17 protein-coding genes and 1 pseudogene are annotated in these 13,395 nt (G+C 42.9%); 9 read left to right on the forward strand and 9 right to left on the reverse strand.

Annotated elements, in window-relative coordinates:
* Positions 1-215: 215 nt before the first annotated feature.
* Entirely contained in the window at positions 216-590 is a 375-nt protein-coding gene (locus QAS77_RS05830; RefSeq protein WP_250868434.1) for a hypothetical protein, read from the forward strand.
* Between the two features lie 44 nt (positions 591-634).
* Here QAS77_RS05830 and QAS77_RS05835 read toward each other — a convergent pair whose 3' ends face one another.
* The gene (locus QAS77_RS05835; RefSeq protein ID WP_305064445.1) at positions 635-1,183 is read right to left on the reverse strand and encodes a (2Fe-2S)-binding protein; all 549 of its coding nucleotides are present in this window, start codon (positions 1,181-1,183) and stop codon (positions 635-637) included.
* A 268-nt stretch (positions 1,184-1,451) separates the two neighbouring features.
* Between QAS77_RS05835 and QAS77_RS05840 the strand changes: the two genes are divergently transcribed.
* A complete protein-coding gene (locus QAS77_RS05840) occupies positions 1,452-1,619 on the forward strand; it encodes a hypothetical protein (RefSeq protein WP_172368414.1) in 168 nt (55 codons plus the stop codon).
* A gap of 75 nt (positions 1,620-1,694) precedes the next feature.
* Here QAS77_RS05840 and msrA read toward each other — a convergent pair whose 3' ends face one another.
* Complete coding sequence (gene msrA, locus QAS77_RS05845; RefSeq protein WP_305064446.1) at positions 1,695-2,156, reverse strand: peptide-methionine (S)-S-oxide reductase MsrA; 462 nt, start codon at positions 2,154-2,156, stop codon at positions 1,695-1,697.
* 12 nt (positions 2,157-2,168) lie between these two features.
* A pseudogene (gene msrB, locus QAS77_RS05850) lies at positions 2,169-2,597 on the reverse strand (peptide-methionine (R)-S-oxide reductase MsrB).
* A 177-nt stretch (positions 2,598-2,774) separates the two neighbouring features.
* Between msrB and QAS77_RS05855 the strand changes: the two are divergent.
* The 3 genes from QAS77_RS05855 to QAS77_RS05865 all read left to right on the forward strand — a co-directional run bounded on the left by QAS77_RS05855 (position 2,775) and on the right by QAS77_RS05865 (position 4,605).
* A complete protein-coding gene (locus QAS77_RS05855) occupies positions 2,775-3,128 on the forward strand; it encodes a Rieske (2Fe-2S) protein (RefSeq protein WP_305064447.1) in 354 nt (117 codons plus the stop codon).
* An 85-nt stretch (positions 3,129-3,213) separates the two neighbouring features.
* Entirely contained in the window at positions 3,214-3,630 is a 417-nt protein-coding gene (locus tag QAS77_RS05860) for a hypothetical protein (protein ID WP_250868439.1), read from the forward strand.
* A 51-nt stretch (positions 3,631-3,681) separates the two neighbouring features.
* Complete coding sequence (locus QAS77_RS05865) at positions 3,682-4,605, forward strand: mechanosensitive ion channel family protein (RefSeq protein WP_250868440.1); 924 nt, start codon at positions 3,682-3,684, stop codon at positions 4,603-4,605.
* Positions 4,606-4,610: 5 nt separating this feature from the next.
* Here QAS77_RS05865 and QAS77_RS05870 read toward each other — a convergent pair whose 3' ends face one another.
* The gene (locus QAS77_RS05870) at positions 4,611-5,237 is read right to left on the reverse strand and encodes a class I SAM-dependent methyltransferase (RefSeq protein WP_305064448.1); all 627 of its coding nucleotides are present in this window, start codon (positions 5,235-5,237) and stop codon (positions 4,611-4,613) included.
* 152 nt (positions 5,238-5,389) lie between these two features.
* Here QAS77_RS05870 and QAS77_RS05875 point away from each other — a divergent pair, with 152 nt between their 5' ends.
* The 4 genes from QAS77_RS05875 (at position 5,390) to QAS77_RS05890 (ending at position 8,600) form a co-directional block, all read left to right on the forward strand.
* Positions 5,390-6,127: a fumarylacetoacetate hydrolase family protein gene (locus tag QAS77_RS05875; RefSeq protein ID WP_305064449.1), complete on the forward strand. Its 738-nt coding sequence runs from the start codon at positions 5,390-5,392 to the stop codon at positions 6,125-6,127.
* Positions 6,127-6,426, forward strand: a complete 300-nt coding sequence (locus QAS77_RS05880; protein WP_250868443.1) for a hypothetical protein — start codon at positions 6,127-6,129, stop codon at positions 6,424-6,426. The genes QAS77_RS05875 and QAS77_RS05880 overlap by 1 nt, the downstream gene beginning before the upstream one ends.
* Positions 6,427-6,493: 67 nt before the next feature.
* The gene (locus tag QAS77_RS05885) at positions 6,494-8,203 is read left to right on the forward strand and encodes a glutamate--tRNA ligase (RefSeq protein ID WP_250868444.1); all 1,710 of its coding nucleotides are present in this window, start codon (positions 6,494-6,496) and stop codon (positions 8,201-8,203) included.
* A 64-nt stretch (positions 8,204-8,267) separates the two neighbouring features.
* Positions 8,268-8,600, forward strand: coding sequence for a hypothetical protein (locus QAS77_RS05890; RefSeq protein ID WP_250868445.1), 333 nt, complete (start codon positions 8,268-8,270; stop codon positions 8,598-8,600).
* 81 nt (positions 8,601-8,681) lie between these two features.
* Here the strand turns inward: QAS77_RS05890 and QAS77_RS05895 are convergent, their stop codons facing one another.
* From QAS77_RS05895 to QAS77_RS05915, 5 genes are all read right to left on the reverse strand, one after another.
* Complete coding sequence (locus QAS77_RS05895) at positions 8,682-9,398, reverse strand: 30S ribosomal protein S3ae (protein ID WP_420846936.1); 717 nt, start codon at positions 9,396-9,398, stop codon at positions 8,682-8,684.
* A gap of 169 nt (positions 9,399-9,567) precedes the next feature.
* A complete protein-coding gene (locus tag QAS77_RS05900) occupies positions 9,568-11,076 on the reverse strand; it encodes a serine--tRNA ligase (RefSeq protein ID WP_305064450.1) in 1,509 nt (502 codons plus the stop codon).
* A 176-nt stretch (positions 11,077-11,252) separates the two neighbouring features.
* Entirely contained in the window at positions 11,253-11,807 is a 555-nt protein-coding gene (locus QAS77_RS05905) for a uracil-DNA glycosylase (protein ID WP_305064451.1), read from the reverse strand.
* Positions 11,804-12,043 (reverse strand): KEOPS complex subunit Pcc1, encoded by a 240-nt coding sequence (locus tag QAS77_RS05910; protein WP_250868448.1) that lies wholly within the window; start codon positions 12,041-12,043, stop codon positions 11,804-11,806. The genes QAS77_RS05905 and QAS77_RS05910 overlap by 4 nt, the downstream gene beginning before the upstream one ends.
* A gap of 9 nt (positions 12,044-12,052) precedes the next feature.
* Complete coding sequence (locus QAS77_RS05915) at positions 12,053-13,366, reverse strand: single-stranded-DNA-specific exonuclease RecJ (protein WP_305064452.1); 1,314 nt, start codon at positions 13,364-13,366, stop codon at positions 12,053-12,055.
* Positions 13,367-13,395 lie beyond the last annotated feature (29 nt).

A 13,395-nucleotide genomic window follows, 5' to 3' on the forward strand; every position in this document is an offset into this window, starting at 1 on the left:
CCATAAAGATGGTTTCCATATTCATCGTCATGGTCGGTGTTCTGGGATTAAATCTCAGTGACAAGCTGGCATGATACACTAGGAATCTACTTATGACTATTTTCATATATTGATCATGCCAGATGGATATAATTCTGGAAAGCAGTGACCTGTGGCAACAGATAAATAATTTCTACTCCCATCTTACTATGTAATAAATAATTGGGGGTAATCTATTGATATCTGTAATCTCGGTACTTGCTGATCTGTCACTTACTCTTCAAGTGATAGCTTTTGTAATGCTTCTGTATGCGATAACTCTTAAAAAAGTGGGTCTCAAGGAACATGGGAGGGCAGCTTCCCTTGCGGTATATGTTATGGTCCCTACGGTATTGTATATGTTCTATTCTATCAGTCTGGGCTTTAGGCTGCCCGAATATGAAATCATACTTGGTCTGCACCGGCTTCTCGGCGCAATAGTTCTAATCTTCATAATTCTTTTTGTGGCCAACAGATGGAGGTTCAAAAAGAAGGTTCACATGGATATTGTGGCAGTATGCTGGACTTTGAATTTTATGATGGGAATTGCTGTCTATTTGATATCTTCTTGATGTCACTTTTCTTTTTTGTCATCTGATTTTCCCATATCACACTCTCAACTGTTCCTGATCTCCAATCCTTTTCCTATGGCTTCATTAAAGGCTTGTGTACAGCATTTTCCGAGTGGATTCTTAACCTTACATTGTGACCTTACTTCACCTTTGATGGCTGTCATAACATCTTTCATGTTATCGGTGCCGGCGTTAACAACAGTTTCAATGACCTGTTCTTCAGTGATCTCATTGCAATAGCACGCATACTTCGGATCAGCACCCTTTTTGAACCAGATCGGTACTTTCAGATCACTGGTTTTGAATTTCGCTCCTGTTTCCGTGAAATATGCAACCTCGCAGTCTTCGTTCATACAGAGCAGATAATTTTCATCAATAATATCTTCCATCTTCTCTTTTTTCACAAGATGCTTTACGGTAATTGATCTCACATGTTCTCCTTGATCATCGCATATTGGGCATACGGTCTTCTTCTCGCAGCTTTCTCTCTTCTCAGTCACACAACAATTGCTGCCGCTCGACTCGCAGCAACCGATATCATCCTTCGAGCTTCTGTCACAACAAGAATTTTGGTTCAATATCTTATTATTCATTTTTAACGCTCCTCATAACATATCTCTTCAAATCCGCAATTTCAGGATTTGTTCTTTTGTTTTGCTGTTTTTCCTCTCAGGGATCTTTAAAAGATCGGGCTTTTCCAATCCCTAAATAAGTGTAAATTTACGTACATATCAATTATTTTGTGTTTGATGTGGTCTTTGGAAACATTCGACGAAACACTTATAACTGATTAATCGTTATAGATGTGTACAATCATTAATCGTGACAAATTGCACTACACCAACAAGGAGGAATACATATATGGACACATATTACACAGGTTCGATGATGGAAGAAGAAGAGAAGCTCTTTGAATGGAGAACCAGCGGCTTAAACATCGATGGCAACGGATTGTTCTTTGCTACACTGGCCGGGTCCATTGCACTTATGGTCCTCATGAGGGTTTCATCTTATAGCAGCCTCTTTTGAATGGGGGAATACCGGAATTACCGGTAAACTCCCTTATTTGTCTTGCTTTTCCTTATTTTCCTCTTATTTTTTGTATCATCGTTTGAACTGAAGTTTCTGGAAATACTTCTGATGATAGTCTTCTGCAGGGTAGAATTCAGATGCTTCTACTATCTCTGTCTTAATGCCACTATCATACTTTCCAGAACGTTCCTGCTGCTCCCTGGATTTGAGGGCAGCTTCCCTTTGAGCATCGTTATGGTAAAATATGGCTGATCTGTACTGTGATCCATGGTCAGGTCCCTGCCTGTCCTTTGTCGTAGGGTCATGTGTATTCCAGAATACCTCTAGCAGTTCCCCGTATGTGATGACCGATTCATCAAAGAAGATCTCTATGGATTCAGCATGCCCCGTCAATCCCGTGGAAACATCCTTATAAGTCGGGTCTTTCAATGTGCCACCGGTGTATCCTACTTTTGTTGAGATCACGCCTTCGACTTTGCTGAATGCAGCTTCAACGCCCCAAAAGCATCCTGCTGCAAATATTGCTCTTTCCATTTTCGAATCCCCTCATTGATCGTTCTTTTCTTCCTCTTCCTTCTCTGAGCCCTCTGTAAAGCCCAATGATGCCGAATTTATACAATATCTTTTTCCGGTAGGTTGAGGTCCGTCATCGAAAACATGTCCGAGATGGCTTCCACAGCGAGAACATTGGATCTCGATCCTTTTCATAAAATAGCTATCGTCAAGAGTTAGTTCCACACGATCACTGGAGATCACTTAATAGAAACTTGGCCAACCTGAGCTGGAGTCAAATTTATTCTTTGAACTGAAGATCTCCTGGCCACAAGCTGCACAACTATATACGCCGGGTTTATCGTTGCGTAACAGCTCGCCTGTAAATGGTATTTCGGTCTTCTTTTCCCTGAGGATGGCATACTGTTCAGGCGTCAGTAATTTTTTCCATTCTTCTTCAGAACGGTTAATTTTTTGTTTCAATCCCACAACCTCCTTACAAAAGCTCCCATATAAAAGTTATTAATACACACTTAAATAATTTAGGTTGTAACTCTTGGGTTTTATATTAATTTCATTTGAATGTCCTATTTCAATCGGAACCTATGTAATACTAATATTTTTATGCAAACGTGGCCAATACTATATGGGGTAGTTTAAATGACCGGATATACAGAGCTTTGCAGTTCAGATGATGTGCAGGATGGGGAAATGCGCAGTTTCAGTTCAGGTGACAATAAAATCCTAGTGGTAAATCTTGGTGGCAAGTTCTATGCCATCGATGCTATCTGTAATCACATGGGTGGTAAACTTGTGGGGGGCAAGCTTAAGGATAACATCGTGATATGTCCTCGTCACAGATGTGAATATGATGTGACATCGGGTAAGATCAAAAAAAAGCGGGTTTTTTTGTGCAGGCATTTTCCGGCAAATGTAATGACCAGATATCTTATGCTACAAAAGTTGAAGGCGGTAAGATCTACGTGGATATCTGAATACGTGGCCTTTTATTGAATGTGCAACTTCTGATGATGTTGCTGAAATTGTTGAACTCAGCTTACTGCAAATATTTAAATAAAGTTCCTGCAATCCTTAACATATGAGCCTTGTTTTAGCCGCAGTATTCCTTGCTTTTGTTCTATGTGTACTTAGTATCTTCTTGGTTCATGTTGTAAAGAAAAGAATGACCGACGCAGCAAATGGTGGCATGTACCCTAAATGTTATTGGTTTGGCATGGGTATAGCTTTTGGTCTTTTGCTTGGGATGCCTTTAGGTATTGCTATCGGAATATATCTAGGGAATGTCGCGATAGGCATTGCTATTGGTCCGGCACTTGGGATAGGCTTTGGTACTGCGATGGGTTACGTGCTTGAGAAAAAACATGTAAAGAACATTCGTCCACTGACAGAAGACGAAGCGAGGTTACAGAGGGTGTTCATTGTATTCACCATCAGTGTTCTTATTCTGGGTGTAACTGTACTTTTCAGTCTCGTTTATCTTTATGGTATTATGTAATTGATTCTTGAATGACTAAATATCTATATTAGTTCTGCATAAATAATTAATATGGAAATTCTGGACATTATTCCTTCATGGCTATCCTGGGATATTGCTACTATATTGTTCGTTTTTTTGATAGTCATATTAACTTTCGTTTCAGCGAAAATGGCAGATAGGCTCTTAAAAGCATATTTTCAGTTTGCCAGTAAAAAAATGAAGATCGATGAAACGACCTATGGGCTTGTACGACGAATAATAGTGGCGATGGTGTATTTCTCCGGTTTCCTTGTGATCATTTTTAATATTGAAAGTCTTCGTGACCTGTCCATAGCCCTTTTTGCGGGTGCTGGATTTGCGGGAATTGTCGTTGGTATGGCTGCTCAGAACACTCTCTCGAATATCATTGCGGGTGTTGCTCTTGCGACGTTCAGACCTTTCCGCGTAGGTGATCTGTTGACAATTCATGGTGAATATGGGAAGGTCACTGACATAACCCTTGGTTATACTAAGATAAAGACCTGGGATAACAGGCGTTTGAATATTCCTAATCACATAATCAGTGATGAAGCGATAATCAACTGGTCCATCGATGATCCAACGGTCAACTGGACTGTTGACATCGGTATTAGCTATGATTCCAATATTGACCTTGCAAGAAGTATCATGATCGATGAGGCAAGTAAACACAAAAATGTAATGTCTTATGAATCTATCCTGCCACATAACTATCATGCAAAAAGAGGAGATGAGATATCTGTTCTTTTAACCGAACTGGGAGATTTTGCAGTAAATCTCAGACTTTATGTATGGGTTCGAGATAGGTCTATTGCATATTCTACGGGTTGTGATCTTCGGGAATCCATCAAAAAGAGGTTTGATGCTGAAGGTATTGAAATTCCGTTCCCTTATAGGACGATCGTATACAAGAAAGATATCGAACCCTCCTCTGAGGGTGACATTGAAATGTCGCGGGAAGGACCTGCGGCTTAAATCCCTTATTCTTTTTTGAATAGCTGGCAGCGTATGTAGGATTTCAGATCGGCTTCCTTATCAAGCACAAGGCCGTTATTTTTACATATTTCAACATATGTATTGTTCCAGTTATCTTCATTTGTTTTGAGCATGAAGAATGGCAGCAACATTACACTGGTGAGTGCCATTCTCGGTCGGGCACAGTCGATAAGGACAAAATATCCTCCATTTCTTAGCACCCTTGAGGTTTCTTTTATGGATCCTCTTCTGACTTCCTCATCGGTTTCGCAGAATGCTACGCTTGTTACCACTATGTCGAAAGCATCATTCTTGAAAGGGAGTTCATCCATCGTTCCTTTGTAGAACGATATCTCCTCTTCCATTCCCTTTGTTTTTGAATGAGCATATTTCAGTTGTGTGTCGGAAAGGTCAATTCCATACACTTTACAGGTGTGCTCTGCCTTTTTCTCTATCTCTATGTCAAGGGATGCTGTACCACACCCAAGGTCGAGTACCTTCATTCCTTTTTCAAGAGGTAGTTCACCTGCTGCTTTTTCGTAGTATGAATGTCCGAATCCCAGCAATGTGGCAAAAATATCATAGTTCCTTCCGCCATAGAGTAACCCGAATTCGTTCCCCTTTTCACTCATCTGATGGAATATATGTATATATTGATTATAAATTTGTTATGATGATCTATGGGAACCAGGCGGATCATAATATTTTTGTAAGGCATTGGCTGATAAATATTTTATACTACAATTCTGTTCTTTAGTACAATTAGAACAGAGAATGTGCAATTATGATGGGTCGATTTAAACACGATGAGTATATTTTCTACGGTGAACTGAGCAGTGATGGGAATCTTGTGACTTCCCTATCTCACGATGGCGGAACTTTTGAGATGTCCGAGCTTGCTTTGCTTCCACCTGCTAAACCTTCTAAGATAGTCTGCATTGGTCTGAACTATATTGACCATGCTATCGAACTTGGCATGGATGTTCCTACCGAGCCTGTCATATTCATGAAGCCACCTTCTTCGGTCATAGGGTCTGGTGATAAAATAGTTTATCCTGCAATGAGCCAGCGTGTGGACTATGAAGCGGAGCTTGCAGTCGTTATTGGGAAGAGGTGCAGGAACATCGATCACGAGGATACAGGTGATGTCATTGCGGGGTATACATGCTTTAATGATGTGACTGCTCGGGACCTGCAGCAGAAAGATGGGCAGTGGACACGTGCAAAGAGCTTTGATACTTTTGCTCCTCTGGGTCCGTTCATTGTTCCGGAAGAGGACTTCGATCCCAGTGATGTTTCTATTAAATGCAGGGTGAATGGCGAAGTACGACAGGATTCCAGTACTTCGAACCTCATATTTGACATGCCGCATCTGATAGAGTTTATATCAGATATAATGACATTAGAGGTAGGTGACGTTATTTCTACCGGTACTCCTCCGGGTGTGGGGGAATTACTGCGCGGGGACGTTGTTGAGGTGGAGATCGAAGGTATAGGCACTTTGGCGAATGAGGTAATATAATGCTATTTGACCAGATCAACAGAGAACTTGAGCTTACTGAACGACATTTGCTTGTTCTTAAAAAGGTCATTGAGAAGGGGCCTATAGGTATATTGAAACTTGCTGAAGAGACAGGGATGCCTACGCATAAGGTAAGATATTCTTTGCGTGTCCTTGAACAGGAACATCTCATAAAGCCATCATCTCATGGTGCTACTGCCGGAGATCTTGCAGAAGATTTCATTGGGAAGTTCGAGGATAATATAGGTAATATACTGGAGAAGCTAACACAGATAAGGCAGATCGGGTTTAAGTTCTGATCTATCTTTGTTTTTAATTATAATTTATTATGTTCTACAATTCATTTGATCCTATGAGGGTATTTAGATGACCTTAAGTGATGAAGATAAGATTACTATTGAGAAATTTGCGCTTCAAAACGCTGTTAAATATGGAAAAGCACCTCAACTTGGGGCTGTTATGGGGAAGGTCATGGGTTCATGTCCTCATCTTCGTCCTCTTTCAAAAGAGGTTGGTCCTGTTATTCAGCATGTCCTTGATGAGGTCATGAAAGAGGGGCCTGAAGAATGGCAGGCAAGACTTGAGGTGATAGCGCCTGAACTTATTGAGGAACTGAACACGAAAAAGGAGCCTGATAAAGGGCTTAAGCCTCTGGATGTCAAGGAGGGTGAGAGTGTTGTAATGCGTTTTGCACCGAATCCGAATGGACCACCAACTCTTGGTAGTACCCGTGGTATCGTTGTGAATTCGGAATATGTCAAGAGGTATGGTGGCAAGTTCATCATTAGATTTGATGACACAGATCCTCAGACCAAGCGTCCTATGCTTGAAGCATATGACTGGTACCTCGAGGATTGCGAATGGCTTGATGCAAAACCGGATGAGGTGGTCATCGCTTCTGACAATATGGAGGTCTATTATGAATATGCGAGACAGCTCCTCGAGATGGGTCACGCTTACGTGTGTTTCTGTGATGGTGGCGATTTCAAGAAGTTCAAGGATGCTAAGAAGCCATGTCCTCATAGGGACCATGCACCGGAAGTAAATCTTGAGCACTGGGACAAGATGCTTGCAGGCGAATATGAGGAGAAGGCTGCGGTTGTGAGGATAAAGACCGATATCGAACATAAGGATCCTGCTATGCGTGATTTTGGTGCTTTCAGGATAGTGAAGACAGCTCATCCTCGTCCTGAAGTTGACGATAAATATGTCGTATGGCCATTACTTGATTTCGAGGGTGCAATTGAGGACCATGTGCTTGGTATGACCCATATTATCCGTGGTAAGGACCTGATGGACAGTGAAAAACGTCAGGGCTATATCTATAATTATCTGGGCTGGGAATATCCAAAGACAACTCACTGGGGTCGTGTGAAAATGCATGAGTTCGGTAAGTTCAGCACAAGTGGTTTGCGCCAGTCCATCGAGGATGGCGAATACTCCGGTTGGGATGATCCAAGGTTGCCTACGCTTCGTGCTCTTAGAAGAAGGGGTATCAAGCCTGAAGCTATTCGTAAGTTCATGATCGATATGGGCGTTGGCGAGACTGATGTCAGTCTCAGCATGGATACCCTCTATGCGGAGAACAGGAAGATCATCGACACTATTGCTAACAGGTACTTCTTTGTGTGGGACCCTGTGGAGCTTGAGGTCGAGGATGCGGTATGTTGCACTGTGAATCCATCCCTTCATCCTTCTGAGGATAGGGGAGTGCGCTGCATTGATATCGGTTCAAAGTTGCTGGTATGCAAGAGCGATGTCGAGTCTGCTGAAGTGGGCGATATGTTGCGTATGAAAGATCTGTATAATATAGAGATCACTTCTGTGTCACCTTTGAAATGTAAATGTATCGGCGATTCAATGGAAGATGCAAAGAGCAACAAGATGCGTATAATCCACTGGGTACCTGATGATGGTATTCCTGTGAAAGTACTTGCGCCACAAGGTGAATTTATCGGTATAGGTGAAAAGCAGATCGTGGATGAACTTGACAATGTTGTCCAGTTCGAAAGATTTGGCTTCTGTCGTATCGATTCTGTGGATGATGGCGTTGTCGCTTATTTCACCCACAAGTGAAGTTCAAAGTGTATGAATGAGGCCGGCCTTTCCGGTCTCTTGGTTTTTAATTTTGAGTGGTAGTATGGATTGGAACAGGTGGAAAAGGTATTATGGTGTAAAGCTTAGGGTTGCTGCATTCATTTTTGGTATTATTGGCTGGTTCCTTCCTTTTGTTTCTATTTTCGGGTCACATTTTGAGCAGCAGCTCTTAGGTTTGGAAACGGTTGCAGGATCAACGACGTTTACAATTGGGATAAAGGTCTTAATATTCTCAGCTATCATTTCAATTGTGAAATTCCAGAATGTTATTATGGAAAAGCTAGAAGAGCGTCAAATGTTATTCTCTTTCCTGAAAAAAGCTTACGCTACAGCAGTTTTCGGATGCATTTTCTGGATCATCATTCTATTGATCTGATGTGTCCGAATTGAAATAAGTTATAAGAAGTCAAAAAAGGTTAAAGCGGTGACCGAAAGGCCACCAAATTCATTTTAAAGATCACTCTTCAGTAGGTTTTTCAGGTGCAACTGCTTCGACTGCTTCAACAGGTGCTTCAGCTACAACTTCTTCAACAGGTGCTTCAGTTACAACTGGTTCAACAGGTGTAATAGATGCGGCTGCCATGCGATGTGGAGGAACTACCTGAACTTCGGTCTTCCTGATCTCTACTCTTCTGAGTGGATAAATGGACTTTGCTTTCCTGTAGATGTTTGCGGAAAGTTTACCGACAATAGCCTCTTCGACAAACTGCTCGAAATCGAGTTCAGATGCGCGCTTTGCTGTTGTTTCGGTCATGATGTCCCTGAGTGCCTTGATCTGGCTTGTCCTTGCTCTCTTTACAGTGAAGCATATAGGTTTAACCCTGATCTTGTAGCCATCCTTTGTCTTGACATTAAGGTTAGTGTCGATCCTGGATGTCTGGCGTTTTACAATGGAACGGAGGTAGTCGGTTGTGATCTCGTGACCGATGAACCTTGTGTTTGCAACATCGCCTGTGACGTTGTCGATCTCCATCTTAAGTTTTATGTTGTGTTTTGAGAAATCGTTGGTAAGTTCGCCAACGGTGGTTTCTACAATACGACCAATAAGGCTTTCTGGATCGTCAGTTGGAGTTAAACCGATGTGGTTGCTACCAATGAACTTTGGTGCTACGATGTTATACCACTGTTTTAATTTCCACTTATCCAATTTCCTTTGTACTCTCTTTTTAGCCAAGTAATTCCTCCTCTGTGATTATTATTTATGTGTTCGACCAATTCCCTGATCGAACGAAGATGTGATGTTCGTGATTCTGACCGGTAAAATTCCCGTTTGATAGGTTAATTAATAGCGTGCCTATACTGTAGGCGTCTATATATAAATAAATCGGTACATGAAAGGGATATCACAGGAAGCGAATTCCCTTTGGTACCTCTCCTACCCTTTTTCTGAACTCCTCTGGCCAGTTTTCGGGGTCTAGTCCCTTCTGTGCAAAGAACGCGGATGCCCAGCGTTCAAGTCCTACACCTGAACAACCAGACCACAGTTCTTCACCGGTCTGGGATTTCACATTGAAACCTGATGGATACTTATTGCCATTGATACTGACGTTCTGGAACTCCAGCCATTCTCCATCATCTCCTCTGTATGGCAGTGGTGCCTCATAGTCGGTTGTGCCTGCCTCACCCTGCTCAGAAAGACCTGTAAGCCCTTCCTGTGCCATGAACCATGGGGTTACCCAGGCCTTTCTCCACTCGAGGTCAAGTATCTCATTGAATATGTGCATGTATCTCTCATGTAACTTCTTGGCTGTCTCAATGACCTGTTCCTTGGTACCGAGCCATACTATCTCGACACGGTGGAACTCGTCCACACGTTCCATGCCGTGAATTCCGCCACTCTCGTAGCGGTGTGATGTTCCGGACTTGTCAAAGACCTTTATTGGGAACTCATCGGTAGGTATGGTCTCTCCCTGCAGATACATCCAGAACGGTGGGCACTGTGCATAACACAGTCCGCCGATAGGATCTCCGATCTTTGATTTGATGAGCTCGGTAGGCACTTCATGTGTGACCTTGTAATGGTCGGATACCTCTTCCCAGTACGCAGGGTCCCTTGTCTTTGGAGGGCACACATAGTATATCTCAGGGTAAACCCCCTTTGCATGTCCGGATTTCTGCCAGACCTCCCATGGGACAAGTTTCGGGAAGATCATTTCCCTGTATCCGAGAGGTTCAAGAAGCTCGTCATAGACTATCTTCTCAAATGTCCTGAACATCTTTGTGGACTGCGGGCCGTGTATCCATTGACCACGGCTTGCACCCCGCTTGATCCATCCATGTTTCATCATTTCCTGGGTAGGGTCTCCGGCGAACGTGTGTTCCTTCTTGTCACTTTCCCAGAGGATCTGCCAGTGTTCCGCCTTGCCGCCATAATCCTTTGCCCTGACCTTCTCTTCCATAAGGGTCAGTATCCTGTCAGGAATACGTCTCTCAAGCTCGGATTCTCCAACATCCAGCTCAAGAATAAGACCGCCCTCTACTTTTGATATATTGCTTACGTGAGGGATGTTCATATTCCCAATTTCCCCTTCCGCAGGCATTGATATCGTAAACTCCTTGACATCGACACCGCGAATGCCGATACGGAAATCCTTTCCAAGTTTGGCAGCAAGTGGCTTTCTCAGGCGTATGATGGCATCGTGTGCCCTGACATACCTTCCAGATTCAATGGTGAGCTCGATACTTCCGTCCACAATATCCCACTGTGTGATCTTCGCTCCCTGCCCTTCAGGTGCTCCTTTTTTAAGGATGGTATTGTTTGCCTCATCAAAATACTGGGCAATAACTTCTTTTGCACCGGTCGGGTCGGCACTGGTTTTGAATGCTCCTTTAAGATTGAATTTAAGTTCCATGCATTTTTCCTCTTGAAACTGACCGTGATAAGATGGGCCACTATCATAGTATCTCTGATAATTAGCAAATAGTGGTCTAATTAATTGGATTGTTCGCTAAAACGAACAGTTATGAAATAGGCTTTAGATTTAATAATTTTTCCAACAAAAGCAGGTGGGTACCAGAATGAATATGATCATTCATTTTTCCAGAGATGGCGATTCTCATCAAGGAATCTATGCTGGTCTTCCGTTCTCGACTTTGTATATATCAATGCAGCCGGGTGGAATATCTTGAGCACGTTCTTGCCTTCAAGCATCTCAACAGCTCCCCATTCCATCTTATGGCCACTGCAAAATGCTTTCTCTGCAGTGTTCCCAAGCAGGACTATAAGGTTCGGGTCAAGCAGTTGAATCTGTCTGGTCAGGAAAGGTTTACAGCAATCCAGCTCCTTTTTATTGGGATTGCGGTTATTTGGTGGCCTGCACTTGATAGTATTGATGACAGCCCACTCAGAGCTTTCAAGTCCCATATATTCAATAAGCTCGTCCAGTATCTTCCCTGCACGACCACAGAAAGGTACGCCTGTATCGTCTTCGTTCTTCCCCGGAGCTTCACCTATGAAAAGCACTTTCGGCTCATCCGAACCCTTGCGTACGACCTTGTTAATGACCGTTTCAGAAAGAGGACATGCTGTACAATCAAGGATGTCCTTCTCCACATCTTCTAATGTTGTCCATTCGTTTTTCATTCTTTGTCCTCTATCTCACATATCACATCTTCAGCTATCTTTGCGTTCATCAACAGATCATCAACAGTTGCTATCAGGGATGATATCTTCTCGGTCCTGATCGTAATAACAGCTTTTCCATCTCCAATCTCAGTTTCCATGTTCGAGAGATTGTCCGGTTTCAATGAAAGGGCGACCTTTTCAGCGATGCTGGGTGCATCAGTACTGATAAACTCAAGGGTAGTGGATATTATCATGTTCTCACATCAGGAAAGCTGTTCAGCAACGATGTCATCTACAAGGGCAATGAACTCCTCTATCTTTTCCGGCTCTACAGAAGCTCCGGATGCGATATTGTGTCCGCCACCTTGCCCGCCAACCGCATCAGCCGCTGTTCGCATGGCATATGCAAGGTCAAGTCCTTTGCTGACAAGTTCTCTTGTCCCTCTTGACGATATCTTCACTTTACCTTCCACCTTGTTAATGGCAACAAAAGGCATATCGGGATGGATGTATCGTATGACAGTGCTTGCTATCATCCCTGTGGACTCGAGGTCATCACCTATCAGGTAGTAGATACTCTTCCCCTTTTGCAACAGTCCCTCAGCTTTATTTATATCGTTGACAATTGCTTTCTGGCTCTGGGTGGTCATCTCCTTTGCTTCTTCAAGGGTGGAATCATCTCTCATGCAAAGGGAAAGTGCAAGTCCTGGAACCTTCTGTTTTCCACAAGTGTTCATTATGGCAACAAGGTCATAGACGTTCTTCACAACTTCATTGTTCAGAACATAAACATCACCCACAGCAGCATCGATAGCTTCAGGACTTGCTCTTTTTGTAAGCTTCAATACAATGATCGATATCAGCTTTTGCAGTTTATCATTGTCCATTGAATCGATGTCGCCATGTATCTCGAGCATGTCAAGGAAACTGTCTATCTTTTCACGATTTCCTGTAATGTCAAGATAAGGCTCGGGTGTGTTTTCCAGTATATCAGCAATGTCCCCACTGCCTACTTTCAATCCCTTCTTGATGGAAATGACTCCGGCTTCCACAGCCTCGTCCAGTATTATCTTGTTCGCCGTTTCAAAAAGCTGCTTATCCCCAACTGCGCCTGCAATTGCAATGCCGGCAAGGTCTACATTTTCATGATCAAGCCCCTTTGCTACTAGATATGTAGTCGTAGCTCCGCATAGGTGGACAGCACCATCGATGCCGAACATATGCGGATTTATCATGGCCTTGGCAGGTGAATCTCCGACCGGTTTATGGTGGTCGATGACAATTGTATCGTGCAGTACTTTTCCAATGATATCTGGTTGACCGCTGCCCATGTCACAGAAGATAACGATATCTCCTTCGTTAGTTGTCTCATTGATCATCTCGGCAACACTGTCTTCGAGCCGGCTTACAATTGTAAGATGGTATGGTATGTTCTTTCTGAGGAGCGCCTGGCAGATGATAGCAGCAGATGATATTCCGTCAGCATCGTTATGGGAAATGACACGTGCATGGCTGTATTCTTCTATAATGTCTGCTATCTGCTCTGCAAGTTCGCTTATTTTTTGCATTTCTATCAATCATATCACCCGTATGTACAACCTTAAAT

The organism is Methanococcoides sp. (assembly GCF_030594565.1).
GTDB classification, from domain to species: Archaea; Halobacteriota; Methanosarcinia; order Methanosarcinales; family Methanosarcinaceae; genus Methanococcoides; species Methanococcoides seepicolus.

Coding starts and splice junctions, on each gene's coding strand:
- QAS77_RS05835 (WP_305064445.1), bottom strand. CDS start 1,183: ATGAATAATAAGATATTGAACCAAAATTCTTGTTGTGACAGAAGCTCG.
- QAS77_RS05840 (WP_172368414.1), top strand. CDS start 1,452: ATGGACACATATTACACAGGTTCGATGATGGAAGAAGAAGAGAAGCTC.
- msrA (WP_305064446.1), bottom strand. CDS start 2,156: ATGGAAAGAGCAATATTTGCAGCAGGATGCTTTTGGGGCGTTGAAGCT.
- QAS77_RS05855 (WP_305064447.1), top strand. CDS start 2,775: ATGACCGGATATACAGAGCTTTGCAGTTCAGATGATGTGCAGGATGGG.
- QAS77_RS05860 (WP_250868439.1), top strand. CDS start 3,214: ATGAGCCTTGTTTTAGCCGCAGTATTCCTTGCTTTTGTTCTATGTGTA.
- QAS77_RS05865 (WP_250868440.1), top strand. CDS start 3,682: ATGGAAATTCTGGACATTATTCCTTCATGGCTATCCTGGGATATTGCT.
- QAS77_RS05870 (WP_305064448.1), bottom strand. CDS start 5,237: ATGAGTGAAAAGGGGAACGAATTCGGGTTACTCTATGGCGGAAGGAAC.
- QAS77_RS05875 (WP_305064449.1), top strand. CDS start 5,390: ATGATGGGTCGATTTAAACACGATGAGTATATTTTCTACGGTGAACTG.
- QAS77_RS05880 (WP_250868443.1), top strand. CDS start 6,127: ATGCTATTTGACCAGATCAACAGAGAACTTGAGCTTACTGAACGACAT.
- QAS77_RS05885 (WP_250868444.1), top strand. CDS start 6,494: ATGACCTTAAGTGATGAAGATAAGATTACTATTGAGAAATTTGCGCTT.
- QAS77_RS05890 (WP_250868445.1), top strand. CDS start 8,268: ATGGATTGGAACAGGTGGAAAAGGTATTATGGTGTAAAGCTTAGGGTT.
- QAS77_RS05900 (WP_305064450.1), bottom strand. CDS start 11,076: ATGGAACTTAAATTCAATCTTAAAGGAGCATTCAAAACCAGTGCCGAC.
- QAS77_RS05905 (WP_305064451.1), bottom strand. CDS start 11,807: ATGAAAAACGAATGGACAACATTAGAAGATGTGGAGAAGGACATCCTT.
- QAS77_RS05910 (WP_250868448.1), bottom strand. CDS start 12,043: ATGATAATATCCACTACCCTTGAGTTTATCAGTACTGATGCACCCAGC.